At 47.6% G+C, this 229-nt stretch carries 1 protein-coding gene; it reads right to left on the bottom strand.

The window, feature by feature from the left end:
- A partial coding sequence (locus tag A7985_RS26715) for a hypothetical protein (protein ID WP_176716818.1) occupies positions 1–229 on the bottom strand: 229 nt, incomplete at both ends.

Here is a 229-nt window from a genome sequence, read left to right as displayed (position 1 = left end):
CTTTATCGACTGCTTTAATCGACGAGACCATGCCATTGTCGTCATAACCCACGGCCATGGATTGCAACCCTTTTAGGTAGCCCGTTACAAGACCGCGTGCATTTAATGACTTCACTTTGAAGTACACTTTCCCTTCAAGTTTGTTGCGTGCTTCTAGCGTCTCAAACACCTGCCCAAATTTGTAGTGCTGCACCGTACCACGGGCTTCGATATAGGTACCGTCTGACTT

Source organism: Pseudoalteromonas luteoviolacea (genome assembly GCF_001696455.1).
Taxonomy (GTDB): Bacteria; Pseudomonadota; Gammaproteobacteria; order Enterobacterales; family Alteromonadaceae; genus Pseudoalteromonas; species Pseudoalteromonas luteoviolacea_C.
Note: the sequence above shows the minus strand (reverse complement) of the source record. Positions and strands in the feature narration are given on the sequence as shown.